Raw genomic sequence first — 23631 nt, forward strand, 5'->3', positions numbered from 1 at the left:
CGAGGCCGGGCCGTCTCGCGCCGGCGCTTGGGCCGGCGCGAGACGAGGGCGGCAGGACGGCATGGATCGAGGCCAGGCGAGGCGGCGGGAGGATCCGCCCCGCTCCGGCCCTCAGGCGATCTGGCCGATGCGCTCCGCCCAGGCCTTGCCAGCGGGGAATTCGCTGACGAGGGTCTTCACCGTCGCCGTGAAGGCCGCCTTGTCGACCTCGGTGATCACGATCTTCTTCGCCTTGATCAGCTCGAGGATGCGGGCGTCGTCGGCGATCACCTTGGGCCGCATCTCGGCTTCCATGTCGCGCGCCGCCTCGTCGAGGGCCTTGCGCAGCTCGGGCGTGAGCTTGCCATAGGCCTGGTCGCCCATGAGGATGCAGTTGTCCTGCATCATGTGCTCGGTCAGCGCGAGATGGGTGTTGGCGTCGAAGATGCCGGAATTGAAGGTCAGGCCCATCGGGTTCTCCTGGCCGTCGATGACGCCCGATTTCAGCGCCTGGAACACCTCCGGGAAGGGCAGGGGTGTCGGCGAGGCGCCGAACATCTCGAAGGTGCGCCGCCACAGGGCCGTTTCCGGCACACGGATCTTCAGCCCCTTCATGTCGGCCGGCACCTTCACCGGCCGGTTGCAGGAGAGCATCCGCGGCATCCGCGGGATCGCGCCGAGCGGCCGCAGCTTGGCGGCCTTGGCGATGTCGTCCTGGTATTCCTGGCGCATCGTGTCCCAGACGCGGTCCTTATGGGCGACGTCCTTGAACAGATAGGGGTGGGTCCAGACCTCGGCGGGCCGGTACCAGCCGGCGACGACGCCCTGGCCGGGCGTGGCGATCTGCACCGCGCCCTGCAGCACGGCCTCGACATGCTCGCGCTCGCCGCCGAGCGCGCCGCCATGGTGGTTGACGATCTCGATCTGGCCCTTGGTCAGCTCGCCGACGCGCTTGGCGAAGAAGTCGAGGCTGATGCCGATGAAATCCTGCTGGGCGGCGGCGTTGGCGCCGATCCAGCTCACCTTCTGCGCCCTCGGCACGCCGGGCATCGCCACCATCGCGGCGCCGGCGACGAGGCCGCCGAGCGCTGCGCGGCGGGAGAGGGACGATTCTGCTGTCCTGGCCATGAGATTTCCTCCTCCGTTATGGTTCGGCCCGTTTTCGGGCTCGGGATACGAAACGGGCGCGGGCCTCACGGTCCGCGCCCCGCTCTCGTCTTGTCAGGCGGCTCCGGCATTCGGCCGGGCGAAGGCCGCCTCCATCTCGCGCCGCACCTTCACGGCGAGGTTGTGCGGGTCGTAGTCGACATCGCTCCATTTCAGGCGCTGGCCCTCGGCGATATCGCTCTTGAGCTTGACGTTATGGGCGAGGCCAAGCGGCAGGTAGCCCTGCGCGAGCGAGGCGTCGGCCGGCGTCTGCTTGCCCCAGACGCAGAAGCCGCCTTCGCCGTCGAGCATCTCGCCGGCCTTGAGCGCCCGCTTGGCGGTGGCGACCACGTCGGAGTTGAAGGTGATCGGCGCCCCGGTCGGCTCGTTGCGCAGCGCCGCGGAGGCGACGGAGATGCCGAGCTCGAGGCCGATCATGTGGATCGGCCGGTAGAGGCAGGCATATTTGCCGCTCTTGTCCGGGAGCATGCTGTATTCCCGGAAGCACTCCTCGCTATAGGCGCTGTCGCTCTCGAACACGACATAGGTGCCCATGATCAGCGAATGCGGCACGTCGCTGCCGTCGCGATAGACCGAGGAGGTCACCTCGGTGACGCCGGCCTTCTCGAGCACGCCGCCGGCGGCCTTCGGCTTGCAGATCTCGGCATGCTCGAAGCGGGTGGCCGGAGGAAAGGAGAGGCCTTCGCTCTGGGCGTGAAGGCCGGTGGCGTTGCAGACCGCCGTCATCTCGATGCCCGACTTGGTTCCGTCGACGAAGGAGTTGAACATCTTGGGATTGATCGAGTTGCGGTCCCGGATCTTCATGTACTTGTCCAGGATGTCCCAGACCGTGTCGGGCGTGGACTGGTGATAGGTCGGGTGATAGCGCGTGCCCTTGCCGGCCGCGACGACCTTGAACCCCGCCGCGCGCGCCCAGTCGACATGGTCGGCGATCAGCGCCGGCTGGTCGCCCCAGGCCAGCGAATAGATCACGCCGGCCGCCCTGGCCTTGCGGGCGAGCAAGGGCCCCGCCACCGCATCGGCCTCGACATTGACCATGACGATATGCTTGCCGTGCTCGATCGCCTTGAGCGCGAAGCGGATGCCGGCGCCGGGATCGCCGGTCGCTTCGATGATCACCTCGATGCCGGGATGGGTGACGAGCGCATCGGCATCGTCGGTGACCACTGTGCCGCCGCTCTTCAGCGCGTCGTCGATCGAGGTCGCCGCATATTGCTCCTGCGGCCAGCAGGCATTGGCGAGCTGCGAGCGGGCGCGGGCGGTGTTGAGGTCGGCGACGCCGACCATCTGCATCCCGTCCGTGCTGCGGACCTGCGACAGGAACATGGTCCCGAATTTCCCGGCCCCGATCAGACCGATCGTGACCGGCCGCCCGGCCGCCTTCCGTTCGAGAAGCATGCGATGCAGGTTCATCTCTCGTCGCCTTCCGCCTTGGGCCGGTGACCGGCCGTCCTCACGATCCCGAGGAAACAGAAGCAGGATGAACCGGGCCGGCCTGCGCCGCCCAAACCTCATCAATCGGACAGGAAGCGTCGATCGCCCCTTGCCCGACAGGCGTGGCCCGCGCTTGGACCAGGCCTCCTCCCTGTCGTCAGCAGCTTCATTCGGTGAGCTGCATTCCTCATTTACCAGTGCTAACATGAGGAGTTGAGCAGCGAAAAACGAATAAGGATGGTCCTACCGGTGAGCTTGATTCATCGATGATCGGCGGATTGCCGCCTCTGCAATGGCTTCACACCTTCCGGGCCGTGATGGAGGCCGGCAGTTTCGCCGGGGCGGCCAAGCTCCTGCACCTGACCCCGTCCGCGATCAGCCATCAGATGCGCGCGCTCGAAGGAATGCTCGGGCGCCGGCTCTTCCTGCGGGTCAAGCGCACGGTGATCCCGACCGAGGAGGCGCTGACCTACAGCGTCTCGATCGGCGAGAGCTTCGCCAGGCTGGTGACGGCGACGAGCCGCGTCGCCTCGGGAGCAGGCGTGCGCCGCCTGCCGATCCATGCCTCGCCGAGCCTCGCGACGCTCTGGCTCGTCCCGCGCCTGGGACGGTTCCTGCGCGAGAACCCCGCGATCGACATCGCGCTCTTCGCCAGCCACGAGCCGGCGCGCCTCGGCCAGGACGGCATCCTGATCGACATTCAGTATGCCCGCCCGGTGCCGGAGGATTGCGAGGCGCTCGCTCTCGACGAGGAACTGATCGTGCCGCTGGCCAGCGCCGCCTTCGTGGCGGAGAAAGGGCTCGCGACCCCGGCCGACATCACCCGCGTGCCGCTGATCCATTCGCTGCGCTGCGTCGTGCCCTGGGACCAATGGTCGGCCCGGCACGCGCCGCTGGTGCCGCTCAACCCGCGCGGGCTGCAGTTCGACCGCGCCCATCTTGCGCTCGCTGCCGCCATGGACGGGCTCGGCCTCGCGCTCGAATCGACGCTTCAGGCCCGCGACCTGCTGCGGAGCGGTGATCTGATCATGCCCTTCGGGCCGCTCGGCATCCCGGCCGTCGCGCACCGCCTGCTCTATCGCCGGGAGGACCGCGACAGCCCGGAGATCATGGCCTTCGTCGGCTGGATCACCCGGACGCTCGAGGAGGAGAGGGCGGCGGCGCGCGCCCTGACGCAGCCCGGCGCGGCTCGGTAGCCAGGCTCGAGGAGATTGGCGCGGCCTTCACTGCCGCGACCTCTCTCACCCCCCGAACCCACGCTTGTGATTCACCTGACGTCGCGCCACGCCCGATCGCTATATTCCGATGAATATAGAAACGGGCGGTAAAGCGCGCGATGCCGCCTTGAAGGCTCTCGCCCGCGATCAGTCGATGGCGATCATGACATCCGACGCCTTGACCACGGCATAGGCCTGCTGGCCGACAGTCAGCTTCAGATCGTCGACGGCGGCATTGGTGATGGCGGAGGTCACGATCGTGCCGCCGACGTCGAGGCGCACATGCGCGGTCGTCGCGCCCTTGGTGATCTCGACGATGGTGCCTTTGAGTTGATTGCGGGCGCTGATCTTCACGGGGGACGTCTCCGGTTCATGGGCGGGATAGGGTGGAGCGGGTATCGGAAGCCCGCTCCCATTGTCCAATTGCGCTAAGGTAACTCTCGACCTGTCGGGCAGTTGGCTATATCCAGTCGAAATGAACGTAACGCAAGCCAACGAGGACGGGAACCATGTTGATCCGCCGCAATGTGATGGGGCTGGCCGCCGCATTCCTCCTCGGACTCGCACCCGCCATCGGGGCGGCTCAGGCGCAGACGAAGGAGCTCGTGATCTTCGCGGCCGCCAGCCTGAAGAACGCGCTCGACGAGACCGCTGCGGCCTGGGTCAAGGAGACCGGCAAGCCGGCGCCGAAGATTTCCTATGCGGCCAGCAACGCGCTCGCCAGGCAGCTCGAGCAGGGCGCCCCGGCGGACCTCTTCCTCTCCGCCGATCTCGACTGGATGGACTATGCGGCCGGCAAGAACCTGATCAAGCCGGAGACCCGCGTGACGCTGCTGGCGAACCGCATCGCCCTGATCGCGTCGTCCGACTCGACCGCGAACGTCGCGCTCGCACCCGGCGTCGATCTTTCCGCCGCGCTCGGCCAGGGCCGCCTCGCCATGGGCAATGTCGATTCCGTGCCGGCCGGGAAATACGGCAAGGCGGCGCTGGAGAAGCTCGGCGGCTGGGACAAGGTCAAGGACAAGGTGGCGCAGGCGGACAATGTCCGCGCCGCCCTGCTCCTGGTCTCGCGCGGCGAAGCTCCGCTCGGCATCGTCTACACGACGGACGCCGCCGCCGATCCCAAGGTCAAGGTCGTCGCGACCTTCCCGGAGGACTCGCATCCGCCGATCCTCTATCCCGTCGCCGTCACGAAGGACTCGGCCAACCCCGACGCGGTCGCCTTCCTGACCTATCTGCGCGGCGCCGGTGCCAGGGGCGCCTTCGAGAAGCAGGGCTTCACGGTGCTGAACAAGCCCGCGAATGCATCCTGATCACCCGTGAGCGACTGGCTTTCGCCGGAGGAGTGGACGGCGGTCAGGCTCAGCCTGATCGTCGCGACGACGGCCATGATCGCGAGCCTGCCCTTCGGGCTTGCCGTCGCGTGGCTGCTGGCGCGCGGGCGCTTCTGGGGGAAGTCGCTGCTCGACGCCGCCGTGCACCTGCCGCTGATCATGCCGCCCGTCGTCACCGGCTATCTCCTGCTGATCTGGTTCGGCCGGCGCGGGCCGATCGGGCAGTTCCTCGATGACTGGTTCGGCATCGTGCTCTCCTTCCGCTGGACCGGCGCGGTGCTCGCCTGCGCCGTGATGGGCTTCCCCCTGATGGTGCGGGCGATCCGGCTCTCGATCGAGGCGGTCGACCGCAAGCTCGAGGATGCCGCCGGCACGCTCGGGGCGAGCCCGCTCTGGGTCTTCCTGACGGTGACGCTGCCGCTCTGCCTGCCCGGTATCCTCGTCGGCATGATCCTGTGCTTCGCCAAGGCGATGGGCGAGTTCGGCGCGACCATCACCTTCGTCTCGAACATTCCTGGCGAGACGCAGACCCTGCCTTCGGCGATCTACACCTTCACCCAGGTGCCCAACGGCGATGCCGGCGCGATGCGGCTGACGCTGATCTCGATCGTGATTTCGGTCGCGGCGCTGTTCGTCTCCGAGTGGCTGGCGCGGCTGGTCGGGCGACGGATCGCCGTCGAATGAGCCCGGTCATCGAGATCGCCGTCCAGCATCGGCTCGGTCAGTTCCAGCTCGATGCAGCCTTTGCGTCGGATGGCAGGCTGACCGTGCTGTTCGGGCGCTCGGGCTCCGGCAAGACCTCGCTGGTCAACATCATCGGCGGGCTGATCGCGCCGGCGCAGGGGCGTGTCGTCGTGGACGGGCAGGTGCTCGTCGATACGCAGGCCGGGATCTTCGTGCCGAAGCACAGGCGCCGCATCGGCTACGTCTTCCAGGAGGCGCGGCTCTTCCCGCATCTGAACGTGCGCCAAAACCTGCTCTTCGGGCGCTGGTTCTCGCCGCGCGACGCAAAGGCCAGCAGCCACCTTGCCGGCGTTCTCGAGCTGCTGGGGATCGGTCATTTGCTGCAGCGCCGGCCCGGCGCGCTGTCGGGCGGCGAGAGGCAGCGCGTCGCGATCGGGCGCGCATTGCTGTCGCAGCCGCGTCTGCTGCTGATGGACGAGCCGCTGGCCTCGCTCGACGAGGCCCGCAAGGCCGAGATCCTGCCCTATATCGAGCGCCTGCGCGACGAGATCGGCGTCCCCATCGTCTATGTCTCGCATTCGGTGGCGGAGGTGGTTCGGCTGGCGACCACGCTGGTCACCGTCGACCACGGCCGGGTCACGGCCTGCGGCCCGACCGCCCAGGTGATGTCGCGGCTCGGTGTCGCCGGTCTCTCGGGCGCGCCCGAGGCCGGGTCGGTCCTCGAGGCCGAAGTGGTCGGGCACGATCCCGACTACGGCTTGACCACGTTGGCGACCGGCGCCGGAACGCTCCAGGTCGCGCGCAGTGCCTTGCCGACCGGCGAGAAGGTCCGGGTCCGCATCCTGGCGAGCGACGTGCTGATCAGCCTGAGCCCGCCCGTCGGCGTCAGTGCTCTGAACATCCTTCCGGGGACCATCGCGGAGATCGGCGAACGGCGTCCCGGCGGCGCCGTCGAACTGCTGATCGACTGCGGCGGGGACAAGCTGCTTGCCCGCCTGACCGCCAAATCCGTCGATGCGCTGAAGCTCTTGCCCGGCAGCGCCGTCTATGCCGTGATCAAGAGCGTCTCGATCGATGCGCCATGACGACGGCGGGCTCGAAGGGCGCTCCAGGCCCCCACGCTGATCGCGAAACAGGCCATTTCCGCTATAGTCTCGTTGTTATAGCGAGCCGACATGCCGCGGCGGCCGAGCGTTGCCGGCCCGCGACCCCGCGGGTTCTTCGGGGACGGTGCCATCAGGCAAAAACTGTTTAGAATGCGAAGACGTGCAGAGGATGCCGCCATGCCTGAACCCGTCCGGCAAAGACCGGCTGTCGTGATCAGCGTCCGGGTCGACCTGGCGCCGACAAGCCGGCTGGGGCCGGGCAAGATCGACCTGCTGGAGGCGATCGGGGAGACCGGCTCGATCTCCGGGGCCGGCCGTCTCATGAAGATGTCCTATCGCCGCGCCTGGTTGCTGGTGGACGACCTGAACCGGATGTTTCGGCGACCCCTGGTCGAGGCGTCGACGGGCGGCGCCAATGGCGGCGGCGCTCACCTGACGCCGCTGGGGCGCGAGGTCGTGGCTCATTACCGCGCCATCGAGAGCAAGGCCCTCAAGGCGGCCTCCCTTCACATCGACGCCTTGCAGGACGCTGCCGCGGAGCCGGTCCCCGCGTCGTGATGTGCTGAACGCCTCGCCGACGATCTTCGACAAGGCGCTCGCGGCAGGAAGCGGGCTCTTGGTCTCAGCGCTTTGTGCGTCGCCAGATATAGCGCGTCAGACCCACCGACTTGCCGTGGCCGGACATGGGAGCATCACGGCTCGGCGATGAACAGCCTCAGGGACCCATCGAAGACCGCCTGTCGGCGGAACTCTCCATGGCGGGCGTCCCATGTGCCGTCGTCGAGCTCGCGGCGGAGATGGTCGACATAGCGTGCTCCGGTCGCCTCGCTGACGAAGCTCCAGGCCGAATTGGCAGTGCGGGCTCCGGCATCGAGCAGCCGTTCCGGCCGCCCGTAATAGGCCTCGTTGAAGCCGTCCTTGCAGGCGAAGGGAATGGCAACCGGCTCGGCGCGCGTGCGGCCTCCAAGGATGTGCAGGATGCGGCTCGGGGCCGGATAGCGGCGCGCCTCGGCGACAAGGACCTCCGGCGCGTAGTCGTTCAGCCAGAAGCGTTGCACCAGATCGGGGTCGCAGCTGAGGATGACGACCGGTCCGCGCGTCACGCGCCGCATCTCGACAAGTCCAGCCTCCAGGTTCTTCCATTGATGGACGGAGAAGGTCGTCATGCTGGCGTCGAAACTGCCATCCGCGAAGGGCAGCTCTTCCGCGACCGCATCGATGGCCAGGGCGAGATGAGCCGGACGCTGCGCGCGCATCGACGCCGAGGGCTCGACGGCCGTGACATCGCGATCGACAGGCTCGTAAGAGCCTGCGCCCGCTCCGACATTCAGGATGGTCCGCGCCGCGCCGAGGACCCGCTCGATCTGGGCGGCGATCGCCGGCTCAGGCTGCCGGTAAGAGGTGTAACCGGGGGCGATGACGGCGTAATTCGCATCCCCGGCGCTGCCATCCGCTTGGCGTGAATTCGTCGAACCCGCCGTCATCGACATCTCCTTGGTCCGTGAAAAGGCCAGTGACGCGTCTGGGTACGCGCCGAGCACAGGCCGCCTTCCGTTAGTTCGATGCACGGCTTGCCGCCGCCTTCAGAAGGCGGCGTCAGTCGCAGGCTTGCCCGCGATGCGAGGCTTTTAGAGACTCGCCGCGCCCTATGCCATCGAGTTAAAAGCCACTATTGGTGAGCTAAACTCACGGACTGGGCAGTCATGACTCGCAGGCTTCCGCCGCTCTCGGCCCTCAGATCCTTCGAGGCGACGGCCCGCCTCGGCTCGGTCACGCGCGCGGCCGAGGAACTCGGCCGTACCCATGGCGCCGTCAGCCGCCAGCTTCGGAGCCTTCAGGAGCATGCGGGCGTGGAGTTCTTCGAAAAGGCCGGAACCGGCCTGCGGCTGAACGCGCGCGGAGAAGCCTTGCGCCAGGTGGTCGCCGGATCGCTGGACACGTTGGAGCAGGGGTGGCTGCGGGTGCTGGAGGAGGCGCGCGGCCCGAGCGTGCATGTGGCCTGCAGCGCCACCTTCGCCATGCGCTGGCTGGTTCCGCATCTGCAGGGTTTCTACCGACGCCATCCGGACATTCGGGTGCGCCTCTCGATGACATCGGCGCAGGAGATCAGGCACCAGGGCGCCGATCTGGTGCTGGTCTGGGATCGCCTGTCCTATCCGGAGCGCGATCGGGAGCGCGCCATCCGCCTGACCGATATCGCCTTCGGGCCGATCTGCGCGCCTGGCTATGCCGTCACTCTCGATGGCGATCGCCTGGCCTGCTCCACCAGGATCGCGCATGAGCACATCTCGAGGGCGTGGGAGACCTGGCAGGCGAATTCAGGCCTCACGGCAACATCCGAAGCGGAGATAAGATTTCCGCACACCCATCTTTGCATCGAAGCCGCGCTGTCAGGCTTGGGACTGGCTCTCGTCGAGCGGCGCATGGTCAGCGAAGACCTCGCGGCGGGCCGGCTCGTTGCGCCATGCGGCTTCGTGCCGTTCGCCGACGGCCTCGCCGCCATCCCCGCCAGGGACCATGGCCCGTCAGCCGCCACGCGCGCATTCCTGGCCTGGATCGTCGACGAGTTCGCCGTCGAAGCAGCCGGTCAGCGATAGCTCGATGACGGTCCCTTCCAGACCGGCTTTGGCCAATAGCTCGGGCGGCTGGGATATACGCCTCACGGAAAGGCATACCGTCTGTCCGCGGCCAAGGTCCTAATGGGCCACATTATGTAATGTAATGCCGAAGAGCAAATGGATGGCGCTATTGTGATCCCACCGGCGCAGTTGGGCCTCGACGCCCAATCGCACGCAAACACAAACAAGTCGATGGGAGGCTTTGGTGATGGGAAACAGCCGCCGGCGTTTCGCCGTTTTCGCTCTCATGGGATCGATCGCATGTGCGACTTCCGCCCTGGAGACAGCATCCGCCCAGGCAGCGAAGGAACCGCCCGGGCCGGTCGAAATCACCTCCGGCACCAGCGCCGGCGGCACGCCCGACCTGCTAATGCGGCGGGCCGCGAAGGTCCTCGCTGAACAGGGCATCGTCAGGCAGCCGATCGTGGTGCAGAACCGCACCGGCGCATCCTGGATGAACGCCGCCAACTTCGTGCTCGGCAAGGCCGGCGACCCGCAGGTCATATTGACGATCGCGCAGCCGATCCTGACGACGCCGATCACGACCGGCCAGCCGACGGTCTACGACAAGCTCACCCCGATCGCGATGTTCGTGCAGGGCGACCTCGTGGTCGCTGTCCAGCCCAGCTCTCCCGTTTCCGATCTCGCCGGGCTCGTCGAACTCGCCAAGAAGCGCGAGCGTTCGGTCAAGGTCGCCGGCGCTCAGGCCGGCTCGACCGACCACATGGTCGTGGGGCTGATCGAGAAGGCCGGCGGCGTGAAGCTCAACTACATTCCCTTCGACGGCGGTGGCACGGCGACGGCGGCCTTCCTCGGCGGCAATGTCGATGTCATCACGCTGACGCCGAGCGAATTGCTGCCGCTGATGAAGAGCGGCAAGGCCAAGCCGGTCGCCATCCTCTCGGACAGCCGTCGTCCCGAGGCGGACTTCAAGGACGTCAAGACCGCCAGGGAACAGGGCCTCGATGTGCTCTGGGGCCAGTCCTGGGGGTTGGCGGGACCGCCTAACATGGACCCGGCCTTGGTGAAGTTCTGGCAGGACGCGATCGCCAAGCTGGTGCAGAGCCCGGCTTGGCAGGCGTCCCTCACGGAGAACTATCAGCGCAGCGCCTTCGACCCGACCTCCGACCAGAAGGCTGAACTCAAGCGGCTGCACGACGAACACCTCGCACTCCTGCGCGAGCTCGGACAGGCGAAGATGTAGCAGGGTCGGCGGAAGAGGGGCGCTCGACATGCGGCGGATCGAACTCGCGACGGCCCTGGTCATGCTCGTCATCTCGGGCATGGTCCTGGTCGAGAGCCGGCAACTGGCCTTCTGGAGCGATTTCGCGCCGGGCTCGGGCTTCATGCCGGTACTGGTGGCGGCGGCGGGCATCGCGCTTGCGGTCCTTCTCGGCCTTCAGGCGTGGCGTGGACCCGATCGCGCCGCCGATCTGCCGACCGCCGCAGCATTCGGCCGCGTGCTGCTGACCATGGCGGCGCTGTGGGCGATCGTCGCCCTGACACCGTCGCTGGGTCTGATGACGCCGATCGCGCTCTTCGTCGCCTTCATGCTGCTGGCCGTCGCACGCCGGCCGCTCGGCCCCAGCCTGATCACGACCGCACTGACCGTGGGGCTGATCTGGGGCGTGTTCGTCGGCTGGCTCGCCATCGCCGTGCCGCGCGGACCTTTTGGGATTTAAGCCATGGACGCGCTGCTCGCCGGCTTCGAGATCGCCTGCACGCCGCAGAACCTGCTTTTCGTCACCATCGGCGTGGTGCTGGGCCAGCTCATCGGAGCGCTTCCCGGCATCGGCCCGTCCGCGGGCATGGCGCTGCTGCTGCCGGTCACCTTCGGCCTGCCGCCGGTAACGGCGATCGTGATGCTCGCCGGTATCATGTATGGCGGCATGTATGGCGGCACCTTGACCTCGGTGCTCATCAACGTGCCGGGCGAGGCGGCCAGCGTGATGACCGCCGTCGACGGTCACAAGATGGCCAAGCAGGGCCGGGCAGGGGCGGCGCTGAGCATTGCCGCGATCGGCTCCTTCATCGCCGGCTTCGGTGCCGTGGCGGTGCTTGCCGTGGTCACGCCGCTGCTGGCGAGCCTTGCCTTGAGCTTCTCGTCGCCGGAATATTTCCTGCTCGCGCTGCTGGGGCTCACGGCCACGGCAGGGTTGGGAGCGGGTAACGCGATCAAGGCGCTGCTGGTCGCCTGCTTCGGGCTGATGCTCGCGCTGGTCGGCAGCGATCCGATCGATGGCGCGCAGCGGTTGACCTATGGCGTTCCGCAGCTGCTGGAGGGCATCGACTTCCTGCCGATCGCGATCGGCGTATTCGGCATCGCGGAGGTGCTGGCCTCGCTGGAGAACCGATACGATGCCAAGCCGCTGCCGATGCGGCTGCGCGACATGTGGCTGACATCGCAGGAATGGGCAGAATCGCGGATGGCGATCCTGCGCGGCAGCATCCTCGGCTTCGTTATCGGCGTGCTGCCGGGTGCCGGGCCGACCATCGCGGCGCTGCTCGCCTATGTGGCGGAACGGCGCTTCAGCAAGCACCCCGAACGCTTCGGCAACGGCGCGATCGACGGCGTCGCGGCCTCGGAATCGGCGAACAACTCCGCCGTTCACGGCGCGCTCGTGCCGATGCTCTCGCTGGGCATTCCGGGGTCCGCGTCGACGGCCGTTCTGCTCGCTGCGCTGGTGCTGCAGGGAATCCGGCCGGGGCCGATGCTGATGACCGAGCAGTCGAGCCTGGTCTGGGGCCTGATCGCCTCGATGTTCATCGGCAACATCATCCTTCTGATCATCAACCTGCCGCTGGCGCCGCTCTTCGCCTCGGTGCTGCGCATCCCTTACGACTATCTCGCGCCCGGCATCCTCGTGCTTTCGCTGGTCGGCGCCTATGCCACGACGCTGAGCCTGTTCACCGTTGGCCTGACGCTGAGCTTCGGCGTCATCGGCTGGCTGATGATGAAGGCCGATCTGCCCCGCGCGCCGCTCGTGCTCGCGGTGGTGCTGGCGCCGCTGATGGAATCCTCGCTGCGCCAGTCGCTGATGCTGTCCGAGGGCAGCCCGCTCATCTTCCTGGAGCGGCCGATCTCGGCGGTGCTGCTGCTGATCATCCTGCTTCCCTTCCTGCTGCCCCTGCTTGGCTATCTGCTGCGGCTGCGCCGTCCCGCCGTTGCCGTGACCACGCCCGACCCACGAGAGGTGACATGACCCGGATCATCGACTGCCACGCCCATATCCTGACCGAGCCGATGATGGCCGCCATGCGCAAGGAAGCGCCCGCCATCGGCCCGACATTGTCCGACATCGACGCGCATGGCGCCACGCTGCGCGTCGGCGAGGTGGTGCAGAAACCGTTCCCGCGCGGCGGCTGGGACCTGGAGAAGCGTTTCGCCGATCTCGATGCCGCCGGCGTCGACGCGCAGGTGGTGTCCGCCTGCCCGCAGACGCTGCTCTACGACATCGAGCCGTCGCTCGCGCTGGCGCTGGCGCAGGTCCAGAACGAGGCGATCGCGGCGCTGGTTCGCCAGTATCCGGACCGGCTGATGGGGCTCGCCCATGTGCCGCTGCAGGCGCCGGAGCAGGCGGCCGCCGAACTCCGGCGCGCGATGCGCGATCTCGGCCTGCTCGGCATGCAGATCGGCTCGCATTGCGAGGGAGTGAACCTCGACGATCCCGCCTTCGAGCTGCTCTGGGCCGAGGCTGAGGCGCTCAGTGCCTTCATCATGATCCATCCGCAGAAGCCCGCGGGCGGCAAGCGTACCGAGGCGAACTACTTCAAGAACCTGATAGGCAATCCGCTGGAGACGACGCTGGCGGGTGGGTCTCTGGTGTTCGGCGGCGTGATGGAGCGCTATCCCAAGCTGCGCATCATGCTCGTCCATGGCGGCGGCTACATTCCCTACCAGTTCGGGCGCTTCAACCATGGCTGGGAGGTCCGCCCGGAGCCGAAGAAGCGGCTGCCGGTGTCGCCCGAGGCCTCCGTCCGGCGCTTCTATTTCGACACGCTGACGCATTCGGTGCCGGCCTTGCGCTATCTGGTCGGCGAATTCGGCGTCGACCATGTCCTGTTCGGCACCGACTACCCCTTCGACATGGGGCGCTTCGATGGCTGGAAACAGGTCCGCGAACTCGGCCTGTCGGAGACCGACACCGCGCTCATCAATGGCGACGGCTTCGCTGGGCTGACAGGGCTCGGCGCGCGCCGCGCCGCGGCGGAGTGAGCGCTCCATGAGCGACATACCCCCGCGCGATCCGCGCGACCCGGCCATCCTGCGCATCGCCGATATCCCGGTCACTGAGCGTGGCGGCGGGGCGCGCACCATCCCGCTCGTCACCAAGGCGCTGGGCACGACGCAGATGCTGAACGGCATCACCATGTTCGGGCCCGGAGCCGAGATTCCGCTTCACTGCCACAATTGCGAGGAGAGCGTCTGCGTCATCGAGGGCGAGGCCGTCTTCGAGATCGACGGCGTCGAGACGGCGATGACGCAATATGACACGACCTGGATCCCGCCCGGCGTTCCGCATCGCTTCCGCAACCCGTCGACCGCGCAGGGTCTGAAGATCTTCTGGACCTATGCGTCGCCCGACGCGACCCGCACCTTAATGGCGACCGGCGAGACGCGCGCCGTCTCGTCCGAGCATGCCGGAGCCGGGCATGGCAAAACCTGAGAAGCGGCGCGTCGCGGCGCAGGACCTGCACCGCTTCGCCGCCGCAGCCTTCGGCGCGGTCGGCCTTCCCAGCGAGGATGCGGCGCGCGTCGCGGAGCTGATGGTCGAGGCTGACCTGATTGGCGCGGACGCCCACGGCATCTTCCGCCTGCCGCAATACATCCGCCGCATCCGTGGCGGAGCGGTGAATGTTCGGCCGACGATCACGGTCGATCGCAGCGCGGCCGCGACCGCGATCGTCGACGGCGACAACGGCATGGGCCATCTCGTCATGGCGAAGGCCGCCGAGACCGCCGTCGCGCTCGCAAGCGAAAGCGGCGTCGGCTGGGTCGGCGTCCGGCGCTCGAACCATGCCGGGCCGGCGGCGCTCTATGCCGCGATGCCGGTCGAGCACGGCATGGTCGGGCTCTATTCGGCCGTCGCCAGCGCCAACCACATGGCGCCCTGGGGCGGCGGCGAGAGCCTGCTCGGCACCAATCCGCTGGCGATCGGCATTCCCGTCGGCGACGGGCCGCCGCTCCTGCTCGACATCGCGACCACGGTCGTTTCCTATGGAACGGTCAAGAACGCCGTGCTGCAGGGGCAGGCATTGCCGCAGGGCTGGATGGTCTCCAGGCAGGATGGAAGGCCGCTCACCGACCCAGCGAAGGTGAAGGAGGGCATCCTGCTTCCGATCGGCGGCCACAAGGGCAGCGGGCTCGCCATCGCGCTCGGGCTGCTCGCGGGGACCCTGAACGGAGCGGTCTTCGGCCGCGACGTCATCGACTTCAATGCCGACGACACGAGCGAGACCAATACCGGCCATTTCATCGTCGCGCTCGACATCGCCCGTTTCATCGATCCCGCGCTCTTTGCCCGCGAAGCCAGCCGGCATCTCGACGATCTCCGCGCCTCGTCACCGCTGCCCAATGCCGGCCCGGTGCGACTGCCGGGCGACATGCGCGTCGTCCGCCATGCCGAGCGCGAGCGCGACGGCGTGCCGCTGCCTGTCCCGCTGATCACCCAGTTCGCGGCGCTCGCCGCCGAACTCGGCATCGTCCCGCTCACTTGATCCCATAGAACCCGCTACCTGGAGGCCCGCCATGACCGCCCACGACACCGATCTCTCGAAGATGCTGCTCTGGAACTTCAACCTGATCGGGCACCATGAGCTGAACGGCTTCGGCGGCATGGGCGAGGGGCTGTCGATCCAGCTCGCCAAGGACGGGCGCCGCATCCTCTGGACGGCCCATGAGAGCGCCCCGAAGAATTTCACCGGCATCGACGTGACCGATCCCAGGAACCCGAAGGTCGTCTGCCAGACGGAGCTGCCGCACCAGCGCATGCGCTCGAACTCGCTGGAGCTGTCCGGCGACATCATGGCGGTGGCCTATCAGGTCAAGGAGCCGGGCCTGAAGCCCGCCGGTTTTGAGCTGTTCGACGTCTCGACGCCCGAAAATCCGCGCTCGATCGGTTTCTTCGATGCGTCGGGTCCCTATTCGCGCGGCGTCCACCAGCTCTGGTTCTGCGACGGCGAATATGTCCACATGGCCGCCGGCGCCGGCGACTTCCAGCCGCGAAACCAGCTCGACGACCAGTTCTATCGCATCGTCGATGTCCGCAATCCGGGCAAGCCCGTCGAGGTCGGACGCTGGTGGCTGCCGGGCACGCGCGAGGGCGACGCAGAGCCGCCGCCGGTGCGCCACAAGGGCAAGGCCGATATGGGTTTTCGCGCCCACAACACGAACGTCTATCCGCAGCGGCCGGACCGCTGCTATCTCGGCTATATCGATGCCGGGATGATCATTCTCGACATCGCCGACAAGGCGAAGCCGAAGGTCGTCTCGCGCTGGGACAACTCGCCGCCCTATTACGGCTTCACCCACACCATCCTGCCGCTGTTCGATCGCGGGCTCTACGTCGTCACCGACGAATCCACCGTCGATTCCGCCGCCGACTGGCCGAAGCTGATCTGGCTCGTCGATGCGCGGGAGGAGACCAATCCGGTCCCGATCGCGACCTGCCCGCCGCCCTCCTACGACCTCTTCGCCAAGCGCGGCGGGCGCTTCGGCGCGCACAACATCCACGAGAACGTGCCGGTGCCGACCTCATGGCAGTCGGACCAGGTGGTGATCGGCACCTTCTTCAACGCGGGCTTGCGCGCCTTCGACATCTCGAATCCCTATGCGCCGGCCGAGATCGCCCATTTCGTCCCGCCCGCGCCGAAGGGTGCGCCGACGGGGGCGATCCAGCTCAACGACGTCTTCGTCGACGAGCGCGGCATCGTCTACACGGTCGATCGCCATATCGGCGGGCTCTACATCCTGGAGATGGAGTTTTGACGTCGGCTGCGCCTCCTCGCGATGATGGTGGCGGAGTGAAATCATGCGCTGGCTGAGCGATCCTCCCGACCCTTTCCTCGGCGCAGCCGAGCAGCTGCCCTATGGCCGGCGCCTGCGCGAGGCGCGCGGCCATAGGGTGCCGGTCATCGTCGTCACGGGTTTCCTCGGCGCCGGCAAATCCACGCTCGTCAGCCGCCTGGTCGAGACGCCGGAAGGCGAGGGCACTGCCATCGTCGTCAACGAGATCGGCGAGATCGGGGTCGATGACGCCCTGCTCGCGACCTCCGGCGAGACGATCAGGCTGATGGCAGGCGGCTGCCTGTGCTGCACGGTTCGCAGCGATCTCGAGATGACGCTGCGCGGATTGCACCGCGATCGCAGCGAGGGGCGTGTGCCGCCCTTCCGCAGGATCGTGATCGAGACCAGCGGCGCGGCCGATCCCGCCGCCATCCTGCAGACGCTGATCGGCAACCGGGCGCTGGCCGACACTTTTCATCTCCAGGCGGTCGTCACCGTCGTCGATGCCATCAACGGCGAACATACGCTCGACGAGCGGCCCGAGGCGCGCATGCAGGTGGCGCTGGCGGACCGCATCGTGCTGACCAAGGGCGACCTCGCGGATGCCGCCGCAAAGACGATCACGCTGGCGCGGCTGCGCGAGCTCAACCCGCAGGCGCCGGTCGTGGAGGCGCTGGGTGGCATGGTCGACCCTGGCTTCCTGCTCGCGGAGGCGCCGCTGCGCTCGTCCTTCGCCGCGGCGGATCTGCCCGTCGCCGGCCGGCACGGCCAGCCGATCGAGACCTTCACGCTGACGCTGGAGCGGCCGTTCACCTCGGCGAGCCTGACCGAGGCGCTGACGACGCTGTCGCGCCTATGCGGCAGCCACCTGCTGCGCGCCAAGGGTCTGGTCGCTGTCGCCGGGTGCCATGGCCCCATCGTGGTGCAGGGCGTGCGCCATCAGTGGCATCCGCCGGTCGAGCTCGCCTCCTGGCCGGACGGCGACCGGCGCTCGCGCATCGTCTTCATCGGCGCGCACCTTCGGCGCGACGCCATCGCCCGCCTTTTCCAGGCGATCATCGATCTCAGCGAGAGTGAGCCCAGCCCATGAGCAGCGACAAGAAACCCGTCAACCAGGGCGCGACCCGGGCCGGAGACGGCGCCGCCGGCTTCATCTTCGCGCTCGCGAATCTCGATTCCATGGAGACCGGACCGGGCTATTCCAGCGCGCTGGGGCCGGTCGTCGAAGGCGAACGCACGCAATGCGGGCTGATGCTGAAGAGGGCCGGCACCGGCGCGCGCCCGCATTCCCATCCCAACGAGCAATGGAACTACGTGCTGAAGGGCCGGCTCAAGGTCGAGATCGAGGGAGAGGAGCCGGTCGTCGCCGGGCCGGGAACGCTGATCTACTTCCCGCCGCACAAGATCCACGCCACCGTCGCCCTGCCGGAGGAGGACGTGTACTTCTTCGTGGTGAAGGACCTGACGCATGGCATCATCGGCATGGCAGCCGACGGCACCATGAAGGGCGCCCATTACGAGCCGGGCTTCGGACCCGGCTGAGGGACAGGGTCGGTGAAGGCCTGGTTCAGCCGGGCGGCTTCCTGCGTCAGCACCCCGAGGAACGCATCGGCTGCGGGCGAGAGCGCCTTTCGCGCCGGCTCGATCACGGCGAGGTCGAGCGAAAGCGGCGGATCGACGAGCGGGTTGATCGCAAAGCGGTCGCGCACGGCGTCGTTCGCCATCATGATGCCCGGCAGCACCGCGACCCAATCGCCGTTCGCCACGAAGTCGAGTGTGCCCATCATGGCGTCGAGTTCGAGCAGCCTTTCGACGGTGACGCCGTTGGAGGCGAAATAGGTCTCGAGGCTGCGCCGCCTGATATTGGCGGGGCCGGGCACCACGACCTTCAGCGGGCCGAGGTCGCGCAGCCGCAACGGCGCGAGATGCGGCAGGCCGCGCCTGGCCCCGGAGACGAGAACCTCCCGCGTGGTCAGCAGATAGCGCGAGGAGAGTCCGACCGGCCCGGCCGAGGCTGGAACCACCGCGAAATCGAGCATGCCGGCCTGCGTCTTCTGGGTCAGGACGGCGCTATAGGCTTCGTCGACACGCACGACGACGTTGGGATGGGCGTCGACGAAGCGCTCCAGCGCCGGCGCGAGCACGCAGCGCGTCACGGTCGGCATCAGTCCGATATTGATCTCGCCGTCGAGGCCCGGCGCCAGAGCCCTGATCGCCAGCGTCGCGGCGGCATTGCGGCGCAGCAGGTCGATGCAGTGGCGATAATAGACGTCGCCGGCCGGCGTCGGCGAGACCTGCGTCGCGCCGCGCTCGAACAGTCTTACGCCCAGGCTTTCCTCCAGCTTCTTCATATGCTGCGAGACGCCCGACTGGGTCGCATGCTCGCGCTGGGCCGCTGCCGTGAAGGAGCGTTCCTCATAGGCCGCGATGAACAAGGCCATGTCGCGCAGGCTCTGGAGCATCGCCATCGGCAATCAACTTTCATAATGAAGGCGAGCAGATCATATCATTTCTGATGCTGGCGGCGAAACCCTATCCTTCCCCTGTCATCCACCGCAGGGGAAGGAACGATGGAGGAAGCCGCATTCGACTGCAGGCAGGCACCTGTCGACAAGACGCTGCTGCGCCGCGCGCTCGGGCGCTTCGCCACCGGCGTGATGGTCGTCACCACCTGCACGCCCGAAGGCCGCTGCGAGGGGCTGACGGCGAATTCCTTCACCTCGGTCTCGCTCGATCCGCCGCTGGTGCTGTGGAGCCTGCGCCGCGATGCACCCTCGCTCGACAGTTTCATCAGTGCAGGGCGCTTCGCGCTGTCGATCCTCGGTGACGGGCAGAGCCATCTCTCGCGCCATTTCGCGACGCCGGCCCCCGACAAATTCGCCGGCATCGCCACGCGTCCGGGCCTCGGCGGCTGTCCCGTCCTGGCGGGCTGCATCGCCGTCTTCGAATGCACCACCGAGATCGTCCATGAGGGCGGCGACCACATGATCTTCATCGGCCGTGTCGAGCAGGCCGAATTCCGCAGCGGCCGGCCGCTGGTCTTCGCCGGCGGCGCCTATGGCGTTCATGAGCCGCTGCCGGAACCGCCGCCGCTCGCTCGGACGAGCGATAGCCGCATCTCGCATTGCCAGGGGGCCAATTCATGAAGCTCGGCTTCTTCACCATGCCGATCCACCCGTTGCATCGGCCGCTGGCCGAGACGCTGAAGGAGGACCGAGAACTCGCCGTCATCGCCGAGCGCAACGGCTTCGTCGAAGGCTTCTATGGCGAGCACATCACCGATTCCGCCGAGACGATCACCTCCTCGCTGATCTTCATCGCCTGGGCACTCTCCGTCACGAGCACGATCAAGCTCGGTTCCGGCACGGTGAACCTGCCCAACCACCACCCCGCCATGGTGGCCGCCGAGGTGGCGATGCTGGACCACATGTCGGAGGGCCGCTTCCTGTTCGGCATCAGCCCGGGCGGCCTGCTTTCGGACGCGGAGGTGTTCGGCAATCTCGAGCGCGACCGCACAGAGATGTTCGTCGAGGCGATCAACCAGATCCTGGCGATCTGGGAGGGCGAGCCGCCCTACGACCTCGCCGGGAAGTACTGGACCGTCTCGACCGCGAAGACGCTGGTCAGGGAGATCGGCCAGGGCTTCATCCAAAAACCGTTCCAGAGGCCCCATCCGCCGATCGTGGTCACCGCCGTCGCGCCGTTCTCGAAGGGCGTCACGGAGGCGGCGGCACGGGGCTGGGATCCGATCTCGGCCAATTTCCTGCTGCCGCAATGGGTCAAGACCCATTGGCCGAAATATGTCGAGGGCTGCGAGGCCGGCAAGCGCGAGGCCGATCCGGCGAACTGGCGCGTCGCCAAGAGCGTCTTCGTCGCCGAGGATATGGCCACAGCGCGCCGCTACGCCACCGAGCCCGGCTCGCCCTATTACAGCTACTACAACTCGCTTGCGACCAAGCTGGTGAAGAACGGCCGCGCCAACCTGTTCAAGCGCGACCAGAAGGAGCCGGATTCGGCGGTGACCGTCGAGCGGGTCGTCGAGGACCTCGTGATCTGGGGCACGCCCGAAAAGGTCATCGACGATCTCGCCGCCTTCCGTGAGCAGACCGGCGATTTCGGGACGCTGCTCTATGCCGGCCACGACTGGGCCGACAAGGCGCTCGCCATCCGCTCCATGGAGCTGATGGCGGAGAAGGTCGCTCCGGCGCTGGCGAGCGCCAATGCCAAGAGCGTCGCGGCATGAGCAGGACCATGACGCAGGCGCTGGTGCAGGTCGGCTTCGGCCGGCTGCATGTCGAAATCGACGGGCCGCAGGATGCGCCGGCCGTCACCCTGCTGCACTCTTTGGCGACCAGCGGCGCGCTCTGGACATCAGAGGCCGCTGCCCTGTCACGCCGCTATCGCGTGCTGCGCATCGATGCGCGCGGCCATGGCGGTTCGGATGTTCCCGCCGAGCTCTATGTCTTCGACGATCTCGCCGACGACATTGTCGCGGTCTGGGATGCACTCGCCATCCGCCGTTCGGCCGTGATCGGGCTTTCGATGGGCGGCATGACCGCCTTCGGCCTAGCGCTCCGGCATCCGGGACGCGTCACGCGCATCCTCGCCGCCGATTGCCGCGCCGACGCCCCGGAGTTCTTCCAGGCGATGTGGGACGGTCGTCGCAAGCTGCTGGCCGAACAGGGGATGGAGGCGGTCGCCGAAGCGACGCTGCCGACCTGGCTGACCGATGCGACGCGGACGAGCCACCCCGATCTGGTCGGGAGGGTGAAGGCGATGATCCTCGCCACCGATCCCGATGGCTATCGCCACGCGACAACCGCGCTGCAGCGGCTCGACTACAAGCGCAGCCTTGCCGAAATCCGTGTCCCGACGACGCTCGTCGTGGGCGCGCAGGACGGACCTCATCCCGCCGAGATGCGTGCGATGGCGGACTTGATCCCGAGTGCTCGCTTCGTCGAGATTGCCGGGGCGGCGCATCTCGCCAATCTGGAGCGGCCGGAAGCCTTCATGAGCGCGATCACGACCTTCCTTGCGCAAACGCCCGAGTTGGAGACGCTGTCATGATCCGGGTCGCGGTCGTCGGTCTGGGCTGGTGGGGCCGGCATATCGTGCGGCGGATGGCCGGGACGGACAGGCTCGCCATCACCGTGGCGGTCGAGACGAACCTGGAGCCGCATCGCGAGTTCGCGGCCGAATATGGACTGAAACTGGTGGGCAGCCTCGACGGGGCGCTGGCCGATCCCGCGATCGATGCGGTCATCCTGTGCACGCCTCATTCGATGCACACCGCGCAGGTGCTGGCGGTCGCTGCCGCCGGCAAGCACTGTTTCTGCGAGAAGCCACTGGCCCTGACGCGCGCCGATGCCGAACGCTCGGTGGCTGCGGCGAAGGCCGCCAACGTCGTGCTCGGGCTCGGCCACGAGCGGCGCTTCGAGCCGGCGATGCGGCGGCTGCGCGAGCTGGTGGGCTCCGGCGCGCTCGGCCGCTTCGTCCATGTCGAGGCGAATTTCAGCCATGACAAGCTCGCCAAGGTCGCGGCGGGCGACTGGCGCGCTTCGCCGGTGGATGCGCCCGCTGCCGGCATGACGGCGATGGGCATCCATCTCTCCGACGCTTTCCTCGATCTGTTCGGCCCGATCACCGAGGTCTATGCCCGGGTGGCGCGCCCCGTCTCGGAGCGCGCCAACGGCGATGTCGTCTCGGTCGTCGCCAGCTTCGCCGATGGCGGGACCGGCTATCTCAACGCCATCCTGGTGACGCCGCTCTTCATCGGCATGCGCGTGTTCTGCTCTGACGCCTGGGTCGAGATCCGCAACCACACCCATCCCGATACGCCCGGGCCGACCACCCTGATCGTGCAGCACAGGGACGGTCGGCGCGAGACCGAGGAGTTCGATTGGGAGGACGCGGTCCGGCACAATCTCGAAGCCTTCGTCGAGACGATCGAGGCCGGGGCAGCCTATCCCTTTACCGACGCACACAAGATCGGCAACATCGCCGTGCTCGAGGCCATCGGCCGTTCGGTTGCCGAGAACCGGCCGGTCAAGGTGGACCCGGTCGCCTAGGCGCCCGCGCGAGAGGAAAGAGGCCAGCACGATGGATCTGCGCAGCATCGAGGCCTTCATCCGCGTTGCCGACCTCGGCAGCATCACGGCCGCCTCGCGCGATCTCAACATCGTCCAGCCGGCGCTCTCCCGCCATATCCAGAGAATCGAGAGCGAGCTCGGCGTGCCCCTTCTGGTGCGCCTCCCGCGCGGCGTGCAGCTCACCATCGCCGGGCGCCGCTTCCTCGAACATGCAAGGCGCATCCTGCAGGAGGTGGCGCGCGCCACGGACGACGTCGCCGCCGGCTCCGATGCCTGCTCCGGCGAGGTCTCGGTCGGCCTGTCGCCGACGCTCAGCACGCTGCTGGTGCCGGGCCTCGCCGAGAGCACCAGCGCTGCTCATCCGCGGGTGAAGCTGCGCATCGCGGAGGCCTTCTCGCGCCATCTCCAATCCGATGTCGCCGACGGGCGGCTCGACGTGGCCTTGCTGACCAATCCGCCGCAGGCGCGGGGCCTGCGCCTGACGCCGGTCTTCACCGAGCCGGTCGTGGTCGTGATGCCGATGCAGTCGCGCGGCGCGGTGCCGGTGATCACGGCGGACGAGATCGCCCGGCTGCCGGTGATCCTGACGCGCGGCATCCGCACCTTCGTCGAGGAGCAGCTCGCCTCCCATGGCGTCAGCCTCTCGGTCGAGATGGAGGTGGATTCGGTCGAGGCGATCCGGAAGCTCCTGCTGGAGCGTTTCGCGGCGGCCTCGCTGATGCCGATCTCGGCGTTTCGCGAGGACATCGACGCCGGCCGGCTGCTCGCGGTGCCCGTCGGCGGCATCAATCTGAGCCGCACCATCGTCATGGCCCATCTCGTTGGCGAGATGACGCCTGCCGTTGCGGCGGTCTCGGGCCTGCTGCGCGCCGAGATCGAGCGCCTCGCCGAGCGAGGCGTCTTCAGCGTCGGCGGCGAACAGCCCTTCTCTGTCAGACCGTTTCGCTTCCACGCCTGAGTCCGCGCTCCGTCGAAGCGCGCGGCGCCCGCTCGTTTT

General features: G+C 67.7%; 25 protein-coding genes and 1 pseudogene. 21 read left to right on the forward strand and 5 right to left on the reverse strand.

The genetic code is table 11. The features are described from left to right. Positions 1-111 precede the first annotated feature (111 nt). Complete coding sequence (locus tag ACTIF2_RS12805) at positions 112-1107, reverse strand: TRAP transporter substrate-binding protein (RefSeq protein ID WP_439497456.1); 996 nt, start codon at positions 1105-1107, stop codon at positions 112-114. 93 nt (positions 1108-1200) lie between these two features. Further along, on the reverse strand, positions 1201-2559 hold the full coding sequence (locus tag ACTIF2_RS12810) for an NAD(P)H-dependent oxidoreductase (RefSeq protein WP_439497457.1): 1359 nt from the start codon (positions 2557-2559) through the stop codon (positions 1201-1203). 287 nt (positions 2560-2846) lie between these two features. Here ACTIF2_RS12810 and ACTIF2_RS12815 point away from each other — a divergent pair, with 287 nt between their 5' ends. Continuing rightward, positions 2847-3776 carry a LysR substrate-binding domain-containing protein gene (locus ACTIF2_RS12815; protein WP_439497458.1) on the forward strand — a complete coding sequence of 310 codons (930 nt, stop codon included), beginning with the start codon at positions 2847-2849 and terminating at the stop codon, positions 3774-3776. Positions 3777-3944: 168 nt separating this feature from the next. Here ACTIF2_RS12815 and ACTIF2_RS12820 read toward each other — a convergent pair whose 3' ends face one another. Continuing rightward, positions 3945-4151 (reverse strand): TOBE domain-containing protein, encoded by a 207-nt coding sequence (locus ACTIF2_RS12820; RefSeq protein WP_327525641.1) that lies wholly within the window; start codon positions 4149-4151, stop codon positions 3945-3947. A gap of 155 nt (positions 4152-4306) precedes the next feature. On the opposite strand from ACTIF2_RS12820, the gene modA reads away from it, so the two are divergent. From modA to ACTIF2_RS12840, 4 genes are all read left to right on the forward strand, one after another. Beyond that, on the forward strand, positions 4307-5110 hold the full coding sequence (gene modA / locus ACTIF2_RS12825) for a molybdate ABC transporter substrate-binding protein (protein ID WP_439497459.1): 804 nt from the start codon (positions 4307-4309) through the stop codon (positions 5108-5110). Positions 5111-5116: 6 nt separating this feature from the next. Further along, entirely contained in the window at positions 5117-5815 is a 699-nt protein-coding gene (gene modB, locus ACTIF2_RS12830; RefSeq protein WP_439497460.1) for a molybdate ABC transporter permease subunit, read from the forward strand. Next, positions 5812-6900: a molybdenum ABC transporter ATP-binding protein gene (gene modC, locus ACTIF2_RS12835; RefSeq protein WP_439497461.1), complete on the forward strand. Its 1089-nt coding sequence runs from the start codon at positions 5812-5814 to the stop codon at positions 6898-6900. The genes modB and modC overlap by 4 nt, the downstream gene beginning before the upstream one ends. A gap of 198 nt (positions 6901-7098) precedes the next feature. Then, on the forward strand, positions 7099-7479 hold the full coding sequence (locus ACTIF2_RS12840) for a winged helix-turn-helix domain-containing protein (RefSeq protein WP_439497462.1): 381 nt from the start codon (positions 7099-7101) through the stop codon (positions 7477-7479). Positions 7480-7613: 134 nt separating this feature from the next. On the opposite strand, the gene ACTIF2_RS12845 is transcribed toward ACTIF2_RS12840, so the two are convergent. Beyond that, positions 7614-8405, reverse strand: coding sequence for a class I SAM-dependent methyltransferase (locus ACTIF2_RS12845; RefSeq protein ID WP_439497463.1), 792 nt, complete (start codon positions 8403-8405; stop codon positions 7614-7616). A gap of 219 nt (positions 8406-8624) precedes the next feature. Here ACTIF2_RS12845 and ACTIF2_RS12850 point away from each other — a divergent pair. The 11 genes and pseudogenes from ACTIF2_RS12850 to ACTIF2_RS12900 all read left to right on the forward strand — a co-directional run. Further along, positions 8625-8813 (forward strand): annotated as a pseudogene (locus ACTIF2_RS12850) (LysR family transcriptional regulator); the annotation flags it as partial. Between the two features lie 24 nt (positions 8814-8837). After that, positions 8838-9518: a LysR substrate-binding domain-containing protein gene (locus tag ACTIF2_RS12855; protein WP_439497601.1), complete on the forward strand. Its 681-nt coding sequence runs from the start codon at positions 8838-8840 to the stop codon at positions 9516-9518. Positions 9519-9909: 391 nt separating this feature from the next. After that, positions 9910-10743: a tripartite tricarboxylate transporter substrate binding protein gene (locus ACTIF2_RS12860; RefSeq protein ID WP_439497464.1), complete on the forward strand. Its 834-nt coding sequence runs from the start codon at positions 9910-9912 to the stop codon at positions 10741-10743. Between the two features lie 28 nt (positions 10744-10771). Beyond that, complete coding sequence (locus ACTIF2_RS12865; protein ID WP_439497465.1) at positions 10772-11221, forward strand: tripartite tricarboxylate transporter TctB family protein; 450 nt, start codon at positions 10772-10774, stop codon at positions 11219-11221. Positions 11222-11224: 3 nt separating this feature from the next. After that, complete coding sequence (locus tag ACTIF2_RS12870) at positions 11225-12742, forward strand: tripartite tricarboxylate transporter permease (protein WP_439497466.1); 1518 nt, start codon at positions 11225-11227, stop codon at positions 12740-12742. Next, the gene (locus ACTIF2_RS12875) at positions 12739-13755 is read left to right on the forward strand and encodes an amidohydrolase family protein (RefSeq protein ID WP_439497467.1); all 1017 of its coding nucleotides are present in this window, start codon (positions 12739-12741) and stop codon (positions 13753-13755) included. The genes ACTIF2_RS12870 and ACTIF2_RS12875 overlap by 4 nt, the downstream gene beginning before the upstream one ends. 7 nt (positions 13756-13762) lie before the next feature. Further along, entirely contained in the window at positions 13763-14206 is a 444-nt protein-coding gene (locus tag ACTIF2_RS12880) for a cupin domain-containing protein (protein WP_439497468.1), read from the forward strand. Continuing rightward, complete coding sequence (locus tag ACTIF2_RS12885) at positions 14193-15257, forward strand: Ldh family oxidoreductase (RefSeq protein WP_439497469.1); 1065 nt, start codon at positions 14193-14195, stop codon at positions 15255-15257. Before ACTIF2_RS12880 ends, ACTIF2_RS12885 begins: the two co-directional genes overlap by 14 nt. A 31-nt stretch (positions 15258-15288) precedes the next feature. After that, complete coding sequence (locus tag ACTIF2_RS12890; protein ID WP_439497470.1) at positions 15289-16527, forward strand: LVIVD repeat-containing protein; 1239 nt, start codon at positions 15289-15291, stop codon at positions 16525-16527. Positions 16528-16570: 43 nt separating this feature from the next. Continuing rightward, the gene (locus ACTIF2_RS12895; protein WP_439497471.1) at positions 16571-17635 is read left to right on the forward strand and encodes a CobW family GTP-binding protein; all 1065 of its coding nucleotides are present in this window, start codon (positions 16571-16573) and stop codon (positions 17633-17635) included. After that, positions 17632-18087, forward strand: a complete 456-nt coding sequence (locus tag ACTIF2_RS12900) for a cupin domain-containing protein (RefSeq protein ID WP_439497472.1) — start codon at positions 17632-17634, stop codon at positions 18085-18087. Before ACTIF2_RS12895 ends, ACTIF2_RS12900 begins: the two co-directional genes overlap by 4 nt. On the opposite strand, the gene ACTIF2_RS12905 is transcribed toward ACTIF2_RS12900, so the two are convergent. Further along, entirely contained in the window at positions 18060-19013 is a 954-nt protein-coding gene (locus ACTIF2_RS12905) for a LysR family transcriptional regulator (protein ID WP_439497473.1), read from the reverse strand. The genes ACTIF2_RS12900 and ACTIF2_RS12905 overlap by 28 nt on opposite strands. Positions 19014-19115: 102 nt before the next feature. On the opposite strand from ACTIF2_RS12905, the gene ACTIF2_RS12910 reads away from it, so the two are divergent. Genes ACTIF2_RS12910 through ACTIF2_RS12930 form a run of 5 tightly spaced genes read left to right on the forward strand, consistent with a single transcriptional unit; the run spans position 19116 to position 23592 of the window. Next, entirely contained in the window at positions 19116-19691 is a 576-nt protein-coding gene (locus ACTIF2_RS12910; RefSeq protein ID WP_439497474.1) for a flavin reductase family protein, read from the forward strand. Then, positions 19688-20788 carry an LLM class flavin-dependent oxidoreductase gene (locus ACTIF2_RS12915; protein WP_439497475.1) on the forward strand — a complete coding sequence of 367 codons (1101 nt, stop codon included), beginning with the start codon at positions 19688-19690 and terminating at the stop codon, positions 20786-20788. The genes ACTIF2_RS12910 and ACTIF2_RS12915 overlap by 4 nt, the downstream gene beginning before the upstream one ends. After that, the gene (locus tag ACTIF2_RS12920; RefSeq protein WP_439497476.1) at positions 20785-21612 is read left to right on the forward strand and encodes an alpha/beta fold hydrolase; all 828 of its coding nucleotides are present in this window, start codon (positions 20785-20787) and stop codon (positions 21610-21612) included. The genes ACTIF2_RS12915 and ACTIF2_RS12920 overlap by 4 nt, the downstream gene beginning before the upstream one ends. Then, the gene (locus ACTIF2_RS12925) at positions 21609-22613 is read left to right on the forward strand and encodes a Gfo/Idh/MocA family protein (RefSeq protein ID WP_439497477.1); all 1005 of its coding nucleotides are present in this window, start codon (positions 21609-21611) and stop codon (positions 22611-22613) included. Before ACTIF2_RS12920 ends, ACTIF2_RS12925 begins: the two co-directional genes overlap by 4 nt. A 31-nt stretch (positions 22614-22644) precedes the next feature. Continuing rightward, complete coding sequence (locus ACTIF2_RS12930) at positions 22645-23592, forward strand: LysR family transcriptional regulator (protein WP_439497478.1); 948 nt, start codon at positions 22645-22647, stop codon at positions 23590-23592. The last annotated feature ends 39 nt before the right edge of the window (positions 23593-23631 follow it).

The organism is Allobosea sp. (assembly GCF_051860145.1).
Classification (GTDB): domain Bacteria; phylum Pseudomonadota; class Alphaproteobacteria; order Rhizobiales; family Beijerinckiaceae; genus Allobosea.

Excerpts from the sequence above, each read along its gene's own strand:
- ACTIF2_RS12805 (WP_439497456.1), bottom strand. The coding sequence starts at position 1,107 with ATGGCCAGGACAGCAGAATCGTCCCTCTCCCGCCGCGCAGCGCTCGGC.
- ACTIF2_RS12810 (WP_439497457.1), bottom strand. The coding sequence starts at position 2,559 with ATGAACCTGCATCGCATGCTTCTCGAACGGAAGGCGGCCGGGCGGCCG.
- ACTIF2_RS12815 (WP_439497458.1), top strand. The coding sequence starts at position 2,847 with ATGATCGGCGGATTGCCGCCTCTGCAATGGCTTCACACCTTCCGGGCC.
- modA (WP_439497459.1), top strand. The coding sequence starts at position 4,307 with ATGTTGATCCGCCGCAATGTGATGGGGCTGGCCGCCGCATTCCTCCTC.
- modC (WP_439497461.1), top strand. The coding sequence starts at position 5,812 with ATGAGCCCGGTCATCGAGATCGCCGTCCAGCATCGGCTCGGTCAGTTC.
- ACTIF2_RS12840 (WP_439497462.1), top strand. The coding sequence starts at position 7,099 with ATGCCTGAACCCGTCCGGCAAAGACCGGCTGTCGTGATCAGCGTCCGG.
- ACTIF2_RS12845 (WP_439497463.1), bottom strand. The coding sequence starts at position 8,405 with ATGACGGCGGGTTCGACGAATTCACGCCAAGCGGATGGCAGCGCCGGG.
- ACTIF2_RS12860 (WP_439497464.1), top strand. The coding sequence starts at position 9,910 with ATGCGGCGGGCCGCGAAGGTCCTCGCTGAACAGGGCATCGTCAGGCAG.
- ACTIF2_RS12865 (WP_439497465.1), top strand. The coding sequence starts at position 10,772 with ATGCGGCGGATCGAACTCGCGACGGCCCTGGTCATGCTCGTCATCTCG.
- ACTIF2_RS12870 (WP_439497466.1), top strand. The coding sequence starts at position 11,225 with ATGGACGCGCTGCTCGCCGGCTTCGAGATCGCCTGCACGCCGCAGAAC.
- ACTIF2_RS12875 (WP_439497467.1), top strand. The coding sequence starts at position 12,739 with ATGACCCGGATCATCGACTGCCACGCCCATATCCTGACCGAGCCGATG.
- ACTIF2_RS12880 (WP_439497468.1), top strand. The coding sequence starts at position 13,763 with ATGAGCGACATACCCCCGCGCGATCCGCGCGACCCGGCCATCCTGCGC.
- ACTIF2_RS12885 (WP_439497469.1), top strand. The coding sequence starts at position 14,193 with ATGGCAAAACCTGAGAAGCGGCGCGTCGCGGCGCAGGACCTGCACCGC.
- ACTIF2_RS12890 (WP_439497470.1), top strand. The coding sequence starts at position 15,289 with ATGACCGCCCACGACACCGATCTCTCGAAGATGCTGCTCTGGAACTTC.
- ACTIF2_RS12895 (WP_439497471.1), top strand. The coding sequence starts at position 16,571 with ATGCGCTGGCTGAGCGATCCTCCCGACCCTTTCCTCGGCGCAGCCGAG.
- ACTIF2_RS12900 (WP_439497472.1), top strand. The coding sequence starts at position 17,632 with ATGAGCAGCGACAAGAAACCCGTCAACCAGGGCGCGACCCGGGCCGGA.
- ACTIF2_RS12905 (WP_439497473.1), bottom strand. The coding sequence starts at position 19,013 with ATGGCGATGCTCCAGAGCCTGCGCGACATGGCCTTGTTCATCGCGGCC.
- ACTIF2_RS12910 (WP_439497474.1), top strand. The coding sequence starts at position 19,116 with ATGGAGGAAGCCGCATTCGACTGCAGGCAGGCACCTGTCGACAAGACG.
- ACTIF2_RS12915 (WP_439497475.1), top strand. The coding sequence starts at position 19,688 with ATGAAGCTCGGCTTCTTCACCATGCCGATCCACCCGTTGCATCGGCCG.
- ACTIF2_RS12920 (WP_439497476.1), top strand. The coding sequence starts at position 20,785 with ATGAGCAGGACCATGACGCAGGCGCTGGTGCAGGTCGGCTTCGGCCGG.
- ACTIF2_RS12925 (WP_439497477.1), top strand. The coding sequence starts at position 21,609 with ATGATCCGGGTCGCGGTCGTCGGTCTGGGCTGGTGGGGCCGGCATATC.
- ACTIF2_RS12930 (WP_439497478.1), top strand. The coding sequence starts at position 22,645 with ATGGATCTGCGCAGCATCGAGGCCTTCATCCGCGTTGCCGACCTCGGC.